Origin of the sequence: Wolbachia pipientis, assembly GCF_023661085.1 — a bacterium.
Taxonomy (GTDB): domain Bacteria; phylum Pseudomonadota; class Alphaproteobacteria; order Rickettsiales; family Anaplasmataceae; genus Wolbachia.
This window is the reverse complement of record NZ_JAHDJT010000055.1, coordinates 1-8,112: the sequence shown is the minus strand read 5'-3', so window position 1 is coordinate 8,112 and position 8,112 is coordinate 1. Positions and strand designations below refer to the sequence as shown.

Genomic DNA, 8,112 nt, shown 5'->3' with positions numbered 1-8,112 from the left:
TTTAAGTAATAGGAGGAATTTATGTCTCGTATAGGTGCTGCACCTATCAATATTCCTGCTGGTGTTTCAGTTGAGTATAATGGTGGTAAAATGTTGATAAAAAGTGCCAAGGTAGAAAAAGAACTTAGGCTATGCAGTGATGTTGTATGCCATGTTGTTGATAATCAGTTGCTGCTTTCTGTTGATCAAAGCAAAGATAATTATAATGAGATAAAGCCTATATGGGGTACTTATAGGAGCAATATTAACAATATTATTAATGGCATGATTAATGGTTTTTCTGTTGATCTTGAAATTAATGGTGTTGGATATAAAGCAGAGTGTGATGGTAAATATTTGACTTTATATCTTGGCTATAGCCATAATGTGAAGTATAAAGTGCCTAAGGATGTTGAGATTAAGTGTATAAAACCAACTCACTTAGTAGTGAGTGGTATAGATAAGCAAAAAGTCTATGTGGTAGCATCCGATATATGCAAAATTAGAAAATATGACCCTTATAAAGGTAAGGGTATTGTAATAAAAGACAAATTTATGTTGCGTAAAGTTGTAAGTAAAAAGAAGTAATTAAGATGAGAAGGTTATATAATTTTTTAAGTAATTCTGAAAAAAGGAAATTACGTAATAGAAAGAAGCTCAATAACGGCGCTGAGCGTTTACGTATATCCATATTCAAGTCCAACAGGCATTTTTACGCTCAGTTGATCAATGACGAAAAAGGAGTGACTCTTACCTCTGCTTCTACTTTGGATGCTAAAATTAGGGGTGTATGTAAAGGTAGGGTCAATGCTGAAACTGTAAAACAGGTTTCTTCTTTGATGGTTGAACGTTTATCTGATATGAAATTAGGGCAAGAGTTGGTGTTTGACCGTGGAGCATATAAGTATACAGGGTTGATTTCTCAATTTGCTGAGGCTTTAAGAAGTTCTGGATTTAAGTTTTAGAAGGTTTTTAATATGGCTGTAAAAAATTTACAAAATAACAACGATTTATCAGAGCTTTTAGTTTCAGTAAGAAGAGTGACAACAGTTACCAAAGGTGGTAGAAGATTTTCATTTTCAATTTTGGTCGTTGTTGGAGACGAGAAGGGTAGGGTAGGATGCGGAATGGGCAAACACGCAGAGGTTGCTGAAGCAAGGATAAAAGCTGTAAATGCTGCGAAAAAATCGATGATTAGAGTGTACTTGCGTGAAGGTAGAACTTTGCACCATGATATTAAAGCTAAATTTTGCTCTGGTGAAATAGTTTTAAGAGCAGCTAGAGCTGGAACAGGTATTATTGCTGGTGGAGCGATTAGGTCAGTTTTTGAAGTGCTAGGCATAAAAGATGTAGTAGCTAAGTCTACAAGATCAAACAATCCTCATAACGTTATATGTGCAGTGTTTAGAGCTTTTGATAATATGTTATCTCCTCGTCAAGTGGCAAGCAAAAGAGGCAAAAAGATTAGCGAGATAGTTGGAAATAGGTAAAGTATGAATAGTGCTATAAAATTAAACTCTATATTTACTAAATTATCGAAAAAAAAGAAGCCTAAGTTGCTAGGTAGAGGTATTGGTTGTAGTAAAGGCAAAACATCTGGTAGGGGACATAAAGGACAAAAGGCTAGAAGTGGTGTTTCCATAAATGGATTTGAAGGTGGACAACAGTCTATATATACTCGTTTACCTAAAAGAGGTTTTAACCCTATACGTAGGGATATATGCTTCATAATTAATGTTGGTGATGTGCAGCACTTAATAGAAACTAAGAAAATAGTGAAAGATTCCGTTATAGGCAAAGAGATGCTGTGTAAGCTAGGTTTCATAAAGTCTGTTAAGGATAAAATCAAGCTTCTTAATAAAGGTAAGCTGACTGAGAGGTGTGTATTTCACGTTGATTGTGCGTCAGAAGCTGCAAAAAAGTCTGTAGCTTCAGTTGGTGGTAGTGTAGAAATACTATCATAAATGATGAGCAGCAAGTCCACATTTAATAGTTTGGATCCTGCGTTATTATATAAAGGCGATTTATTGAAACGTATGTTTTTTACGCTAATCGCTTTAATTTGTTATCGTCTAGGTACTTATGTGCCTATTCCTGGAATTAACCTTGATATAATTAATGATATATTCCCTAAGGAAGGTTCTGGCGTTTTTGGAGTATTTAATTTATTTTCTGGTGGTGCATTAGCTAGGATGACAATCTTAGCACTAAGTGTTATGCCATACATAGTTGCATCTATAGTTATGCAGTTATTATCTTCTGCCGTCAAAGGAATTAATGAAGTTAAAAATGATGGGGAATCAGGACGTCGAAAGATGAATTCCTACATACGGTATATGACTATAGTGTTTTGTGTATTTCAATCGATTACTATTTTAATCGGATTAGAAAGAATGAATAGGGAAGGGGCATTAATTGTAATCGAACCTGGCCTTATGTTTCGTACAGTAGGTGTTTTCAGCCTTTTAGGTGGAACTATGTTTCTAATATGGCTTGGTGAGCAAATCAGTGCTAATGGTATAGGTAATGGTATCTCATTAATTATTTTTACTGGCATAATATCAGAGCTACATAGTGCTTTTTCATCTCTGTTAACATTGAATAAAAACGGTAGCATATCGTTATTTATTATCCTTTTTATTTTGGCGGTGTTTTTTTTGCTGTTGCTTTTGGTTATTTTTGTAGAGTCTTCTTATAGAAAAGTTGTTGTTCAGTACCCTAAAAAGCAGTTTAAAAAATTACATAGTGACGATTTTACTTATATCCCATTAAAGATTAATTTATCTGGCGTAATACCAACTATTTTTGCTAACGCAATTTTACTTACACCTATTTCAATTGCAAATTTCTATAAGGGATATGCTTTTTCTGACTTTATTTTGAACTATTTTATGGCAAATAAAGTAGTTTATATTGTAGCTTACTTAGCGTTTATAGTATTTTTTAACTTTTTTTACACCAATTTTATATTTAACCCAGAAGAAAATGCCGATTTTCTTAAAAAAAATGGTGGTTTTATACCTGGTAGAAGGCCTGGAAGACATACTTCTGATTACCTGCAAGATATAGTTTTTAAATTAACGTTCATTGGCTCCACATATTTGGTGGTTATATGTGCTGTACCTGAGGTCATAAGATATTATTATGATATACCATTTATTTTTGGTGGAACGAGCTTATTGATTATAGTTAACGTTGTTACTGATACTATTATGCAAATACAGTCCTATATCTTTGCGAATAGATATGATAGCTGGATAAAAAAATATGAGTCTAAAACGAGAAAATTAAGATGATTATTACAATTTTTGGTCCTCCTGGCTCCGGTAAAGGCACTCAATCGAGCCTGCTAATAGTAAAGTATAACTTAAAGTTAATTTCAGTAGGGGATTTATTGAGAAATATTATATCTAGCAACAGCGAGTTAGGTAAAAAAATAAAGGATACCGTAGAATCAGGTAATTTGATTCAAGATAAAGTTATATGTGAGTTATTACGTGACCAGCTTGCACTGGTAGATGATAATTTTTTGTTGGATGGTTTTCCGAGAAATTTAAATCAAGCTCGTTTCTTAACTCAAGCTTTGCTGGAGAGATATAATAGAGATGTGGATATTGTTATTGAGTTACAGCTTGATGATAAGATTGCGGTTAATAGGTTAAAGAGTCGCCTTGTGTGTTTAGACTGCAAAAGTGTATACAATGCATCTTCTCTTAAGAATGATGACGGTCTTGCTTGTATGAAATGTAAAAGTACAAGGCTAGAAAGGAGAATTGATGATTCTAACTTATCTGCAATTAGTAGAAGAATAAGCGAATATCACATCCAAATAAAGGGTTTACGTGAATATTATAAAGACAAATTGTTAACGATCAATGCTAATCTTAATGTTGATCAGGTAAGACAAGAGATAGAAAGCAAAATTTCTTGCAATTTAGTTTGACTCTGGATTGTTTTATGGTATAAATTAAGAGTTATTATTAATAAAGTATCGGAGTACCAGTGGCACGTATTGCGGGTGTAAATGTTCCAGTAAAGAAATGTGTTCCTTTTGCATTAACTTATATATATGGTATAGGTATTGCTACTGCAAACAAAATTTGTCATGCTTGTGAAATTGATAAGAGCAAACGTGTTTCGGAATTACAAGATAAAGACATAGAAAAGATCAGCAGTTTCATTAGGCAGAATTATTCTATAGAAGGTGAGCTTAGAAAAGAAGTGGCTATGAATATAAAGTTTTTAGTGGAAATGGGATGCTATAGAGGAGTGAGACACAGGAAAGGTTTACCTGTAAGAGGACAAAGGACTCATACCAATGCTAAAACTCGTAAAGGTAGATCTCGTTTGCCTATTGCTGGAAAAAAATAAGATTTGTTATTATTGTAAATTTTAATGAAAAAGGTCAGAACAGTTGGTAAAAGTGCAAAAAAGTTTGTTACTGGAGTTGTCCATATTCGTGCAACTTTTAATAATACCTTTATAAATGTAACTGACGTTCAGGGTAACACTCTATACCAAACGTCTGTAGGTGCACATGGTTTTTCAGGTTCAAGGAAATCTACACCTTATGCTGCAGGTAAAGCTTCGGAATCTGCTGCAAAGATTGCAGTAGAAAGGTTTGGTATGAAAGTTGTTTCTGTGATAATCCGTGGCCCTGGTTTTGGGGCTGAAGCTGCAGTTAAGACACTTCAGGGATGCGGGTTAACAGTAACATCAATTGCGGATAAGACTGCAGTTCCTCATAATGGGTGCAGATTAAGAAAAAAAAGAAGAGTATAGAATATTTGAAAAGGTTATTTTATGTATTATAACGATAGTGTTTCTGTTTTTAGCAACTTAGATAAATTGACTAGACCTAATTCAATGAAGGTAGTGCCAGGTGATTCAAGTGAAAAAGGCGATGTAGTACTGGAACCATTGGAGAGTGGTTTTGCTTTAACACTTGGTAATGCATTAAGGCGTGTGATGCTGTCTTCTCTTGTAGGTAGTGCTGTTTATGGAATAAAAATCGAGGGCATAACTCATGAGTTTACTTCAATTCAAGGAGTAAGAGAAGATGTAACTGATATAATATTAAATATGAGTATGTTGAGGTGTAAGTTGAATGGCACTTCCAATAAATGCTTAAGTTTAAGTGTTAAGGGACCTTGTCAGGTATCGGCTGGGATGATAGAAACTGATGATCAGTGTTCTATTGTTAATAAAGATCTGCTGATATGTACACTTGGGCAGAATGTAGAGCTCAACATGACTATATATGTGGCTAGTGGGAAAGGCTACCTTCCTGTTGCTAAATATAAGGAAAACGAATTTTTGAAGTTAATGAATGAGCAAGATCTAATTGGGTTCATTCCGGTTAATGCTTTATATAGTCCTGTCAATAGAGTTTCATATAAGGTGGAGAATAGTCGTGTTGGTCAAGTTACTGATAAAGATAAGTTGATATTATCAGTTGAGACTGATGGTACAATTTCTCCAAGTCAAGCTGTTGACTCTGCTGCGAGGATATTACAGGAACAACTTCAGCCTTTTATTAGCTCTGACGTAAGTTATAAAAAATCGCAGGCTTCCTCATCTAATGGTTATAGGGATTTGAGCTACGACCCTATCTTATTGCGCAAAGTGGACGAGATGGAGCTATCTGTTAGGTCACATAATTGTTTGAAAAATGAAAATATCACTTATATAGGCGATCTTGTACAAAGAACAGAAAGTGAAATGTTAAGAACTGCTAATTTTGGTAGAAAGTCCTTGAATGAGATTAAGGCAGTTTTAAATAATTTCGGCTTGTCTTTGGGTATGGATGTTCCAAATTGGCCACCTAAAGATATAGATGAATTGGCTAGACAACATACTGATGAAGATTAGGTAATATATGAAACATGGAATAAAAAAGCGCAAGCTGTCTCGTCACACTGAACATAGGTTGTCGATGTTGAAGAATCTATCTATCTCATTAATTAACCATGAGCAGATTATAACTACTCTACCAAAAGCTAAAGAACTTCGTCCATATGTGGAAAAATTTATTACAATTGCTAAGAATAAGAATACTTTACACGGTAGAAGACTTTTGCTTTCACGCCTTCATAATAATAGGTTAGCAGTTGATAAGTTATTAAACGTTTTAGCTGGTCGTTATCAAGATCGTAAAGGTGGGTATTCTAGGATAATAAAGTTTAACACTCGAAAGGGTGATTGTGCTTCAATGGCAGTGATAGAACTAGTTGATAGGGATATTACAGCAAAAGGTAAGGTTTATAGTAAAAATAAAGAAGAAAATAAAGTAGTTACAAAAAGTTAATTGTTATCATAATTTTCTTTCTTATGATAAGTAAGTTACACTATTTTATAGGTTATTTTGGTGAGTTGTTAGTTTTAATATATCTAAAATCAAAGTGGTATAATGTTATAAAGCATCGCTATTGTTGTAGGTTAGGTGAAGTTGACTTAATTGTATCTAAAAAAAAAGAATTGATTTTTATAGAAGTTAAAACAAGCTTACTTGGAAAAGAAATACCGATATCTTCTCTTCAATGTCAGTCCATTGTAAATTCCTCTAAATATTTTCTAAGTAAAAACCTTAGTTTTTTAGATTATTCGGTTAGGTATGATTTATGTTTTCTTTCCTTAAAAAAAGGACCTGTCTATATAAAAAATGCTTGGATTGAAGAGAAATCCCAATGGTAAATTAAATTGTGTTACTCCGCTTCCAAATAGGTTTTATGTTGTATGATGCTCTAAAGCCTAATACAGGGGCTAAAAATAATAAGTTAGTCCCGTCTCCAATCCATATATGCCAAACCTATTTGTAATAGCTGCCGTATTTGACTCAATTCGTGCCCTATGATCGAAAGATCTACCAGATTTGCTAGCTTCCTCACCAGCTGGTATTTTTAATGTTGGCACTATGTTTTCAAATTGGTTACCAAGAATACCAAAATAACGCAGGCCAGCAAACGCTTGCACTTGTGTTGTAAGTTGGTAATTGACCCCAAGTTTTGTTTGATAAGCAAAAGCATACCTAGTTCTTCCTAAAAACTTAACTTTAGTTAATCCACCACCAATGCTAATATATGGAGTAAACGATTTTCCACCAAAATCATAATATACATTAACTAACCTAGCCGAATTATCAAAGCCTTCATTTCTCATTTTGAATGCAGCTCTAAATTTTACACTTGCATCTATATTTTCACATGTATTCTTTATGTCCACATCGACCTTTCCACTTCTCCATGGTGAGCTACATTCTGTTCCAGCAGAAGCATCTTTATTACGGCGAAGCTCTACGTATTTTGCCTTGTCTTTATTTGAATAATCTTCACTATATAAGTTAGTTTGAGAATACAAACTTTCAAACTCAATTTTAACATTCTCCAATATATACCCTACCGCAATACCACCAGCAAGCCCTGGAACGTACGTAGGATTACAGCCAGCCCCAATTCTCTCATTTTTATTAAAGCTAAAAACTCCCTCTGTTATATTGTTACCTACATTTTCTTTACCTTCTAATGGTCCAATTGTATTGAAAAGTGCATTAAAGTAGCTAGCTTTAATATAAAAACCATCTAAGTTGTCTGCTAGAGCATTCCAACTGAGCAAAAAGGTAGGCAGAACTATTAATGCATATCGTTTGTTTACCACAACAATACCTTTAAGCTTATACTTTTATACTACTACTAGAAAATTCCGCGTCAATCAGTTTTTACAAACGATTTGCTATTGTAACCAAGTTTTCGAGGAATGATTTTCTCACCGAAGTCAATATATTAATACCCTCACTATTATCTACAACAAATAAACATTTAAAAAATCTCTTAACTTCCGCCAAAGTGGATGGTTTTATGCTAAGACTACTAAAAATGGTAGTGAACATTTTAGAATTTTGAAGTATTAATTAGTGAGGATTTTTTATATGAGTAACAATTTTCCTGTCATCCAAGTACTTTCTTTTCTTGTCATTCCAGTGCTTGACACACAACTGTACGAACATTGCAATTAGCAGGTAATTTGCACAACAAACGGTGTCATCCCAGTACTTGATACTGGGATCTAGTTTAGTAATAAACATTTAAGAAATTTACCAAACAGAGAAAAAAGACAATAAAACCCCGAGGTAGCTAG

The 8,112-nt window shown here is 33.8% G+C and carries 12 protein-coding genes; 11 read left to right on the top strand and 1 reads right to left on the bottom strand.

Annotation, left to right across the window (positions count from 1 at the left end; genetic code table 11):
* The first annotated feature begins 21 nt into the window (after nucleotides 1–21).
* The 11 genes from rplF to DM84_RS03225 are packed head-to-tail and all read left to right on the top strand — an operon-like array spanning nucleotide 22 to nucleotide 6,672.
* Nucleotides 22–567: a 50S ribosomal protein L6 gene (gene rplF, locus DM84_RS03275; RefSeq protein WP_250778316.1), complete on the top strand. Its 546-nt coding sequence runs from the start codon at nucleotides 22–24 to the stop codon at nucleotides 565–567.
* Between the two features lie 5 nt (nucleotides 568–572).
* Nucleotides 573–944 (top strand): 50S ribosomal protein L18, encoded by a 372-nt coding sequence (rplR, locus tag DM84_RS03270; RefSeq protein ID WP_250778315.1) that lies wholly within the window; start codon nucleotides 573–575, stop codon nucleotides 942–944.
* 12 nt (nucleotides 945–956) lie between these two features.
* On the top strand, nucleotides 957–1,469 hold the full coding sequence (gene rpsE, locus DM84_RS03265) for a 30S ribosomal protein S5 (RefSeq protein WP_250778314.1): 513 nt from the start codon (nucleotides 957–959) through the stop codon (nucleotides 1,467–1,469).
* Between the two features lie 3 nt (nucleotides 1,470–1,472).
* Nucleotides 1,473–1,943, top strand: a complete 471-nt coding sequence (rplO, locus tag DM84_RS03260) for a 50S ribosomal protein L15 (RefSeq protein ID WP_250778313.1) — start codon at nucleotides 1,473–1,475, stop codon at nucleotides 1,941–1,943.
* Between the two features lie 3 nt (nucleotides 1,944–1,946).
* On the top strand, nucleotides 1,947–3,275 hold the full coding sequence (gene secY, locus DM84_RS03255) for a preprotein translocase subunit SecY (RefSeq protein WP_250778317.1): 1,329 nt from the start codon (nucleotides 1,947–1,949) through the stop codon (nucleotides 3,273–3,275).
* The gene (locus DM84_RS03250) at nucleotides 3,272–3,922 is read left to right on the top strand and encodes an adenylate kinase family protein (protein WP_250778312.1); all 651 of its coding nucleotides are present in this window, start codon (nucleotides 3,272–3,274) and stop codon (nucleotides 3,920–3,922) included. The genes secY and DM84_RS03250 overlap by 4 nt, the downstream gene beginning before the upstream one ends.
* 59 nt (nucleotides 3,923–3,981) lie before the next feature.
* Nucleotides 3,982–4,350, top strand: a complete 369-nt coding sequence (gene rpsM / locus DM84_RS03245) for a 30S ribosomal protein S13 (RefSeq protein WP_250778311.1) — start codon at nucleotides 3,982–3,984, stop codon at nucleotides 4,348–4,350.
* Between the two features lie 24 nt (nucleotides 4,351–4,374).
* Nucleotides 4,375–4,761, top strand: a complete 387-nt coding sequence (gene rpsK, locus DM84_RS03240) for a 30S ribosomal protein S11 (protein ID WP_250778310.1) — start codon at nucleotides 4,375–4,377, stop codon at nucleotides 4,759–4,761.
* 21 nt (nucleotides 4,762–4,782) lie between these two features.
* Nucleotides 4,783–5,850 carry a DNA-directed RNA polymerase subunit alpha gene (locus DM84_RS03235; RefSeq protein ID WP_250778309.1) on the top strand — a complete coding sequence of 356 codons (1,068 nt, stop codon included), beginning with the start codon at nucleotides 4,783–4,785 and terminating at the stop codon, nucleotides 5,848–5,850.
* A gap of 7 nt (nucleotides 5,851–5,857) precedes the next feature.
* Nucleotides 5,858–6,286, top strand: coding sequence for a 50S ribosomal protein L17 (gene rplQ / locus DM84_RS03230; RefSeq protein ID WP_250778308.1), 429 nt, complete (start codon nucleotides 5,858–5,860; stop codon nucleotides 6,284–6,286).
* A 23-nt stretch (nucleotides 6,287–6,309) separates the two neighbouring features.
* Complete coding sequence (locus DM84_RS03225; RefSeq protein WP_250778307.1) at nucleotides 6,310–6,672, top strand: YraN family protein; 363 nt, start codon at nucleotides 6,310–6,312, stop codon at nucleotides 6,670–6,672.
* 69 nt (nucleotides 6,673–6,741) lie between these two features.
* Here the strand turns inward: DM84_RS03225 and DM84_RS03220 are convergent, their stop codons facing one another.
* A complete protein-coding gene (locus DM84_RS03220) occupies nucleotides 6,742–7,632 on the bottom strand; it encodes a P44/Msp2 family outer membrane protein (protein WP_250778306.1) in 891 nt (296 codons plus the stop codon).
* Nucleotides 7,633–8,112: the final 480 nt, after the last annotated feature.

What these genes read in the sequence shown, in the direction of transcription:
- rpsE (WP_250778314.1), top strand. Translation starts at nt 957, where the DNA reads ATGGCTGTAAAAAATTTACAAAATAACAACGATTTATCAGAGCTTTTA.
- DM84_RS03250 (WP_250778312.1), top strand. Translation starts at nt 3,272, where the DNA reads ATGATTATTACAATTTTTGGTCCTCCTGGCTCCGGTAAAGGCACTCAA.
- secY (WP_250778317.1), top strand. Translation starts at nt 1,947, where the DNA reads ATGAGCAGCAAGTCCACATTTAATAGTTTGGATCCTGCGTTATTATAT.
- rplF (WP_250778316.1), top strand. Translation starts at nt 22, where the DNA reads ATGTCTCGTATAGGTGCTGCACCTATCAATATTCCTGCTGGTGTTTCA.
- DM84_RS03235 (WP_250778309.1), top strand. Translation starts at nt 4,783, where the DNA reads ATGTATTATAACGATAGTGTTTCTGTTTTTAGCAACTTAGATAAATTG.
- rplQ (WP_250778308.1), top strand. Translation starts at nt 5,858, where the DNA reads ATGAAACATGGAATAAAAAAGCGCAAGCTGTCTCGTCACACTGAACAT.
- DM84_RS03225 (WP_250778307.1), top strand. Translation starts at nt 6,310, where the DNA reads ATGATAAGTAAGTTACACTATTTTATAGGTTATTTTGGTGAGTTGTTA.
- rplO (WP_250778313.1), top strand. Translation starts at nt 1,473, where the DNA reads ATGAATAGTGCTATAAAATTAAACTCTATATTTACTAAATTATCGAAA.
- rplR (WP_250778315.1), top strand. Translation starts at nt 573, where the DNA reads ATGAGAAGGTTATATAATTTTTTAAGTAATTCTGAAAAAAGGAAATTA.
- rpsK (WP_250778310.1), top strand. Translation starts at nt 4,375, where the DNA reads ATGAAAAAGGTCAGAACAGTTGGTAAAAGTGCAAAAAAGTTTGTTACT.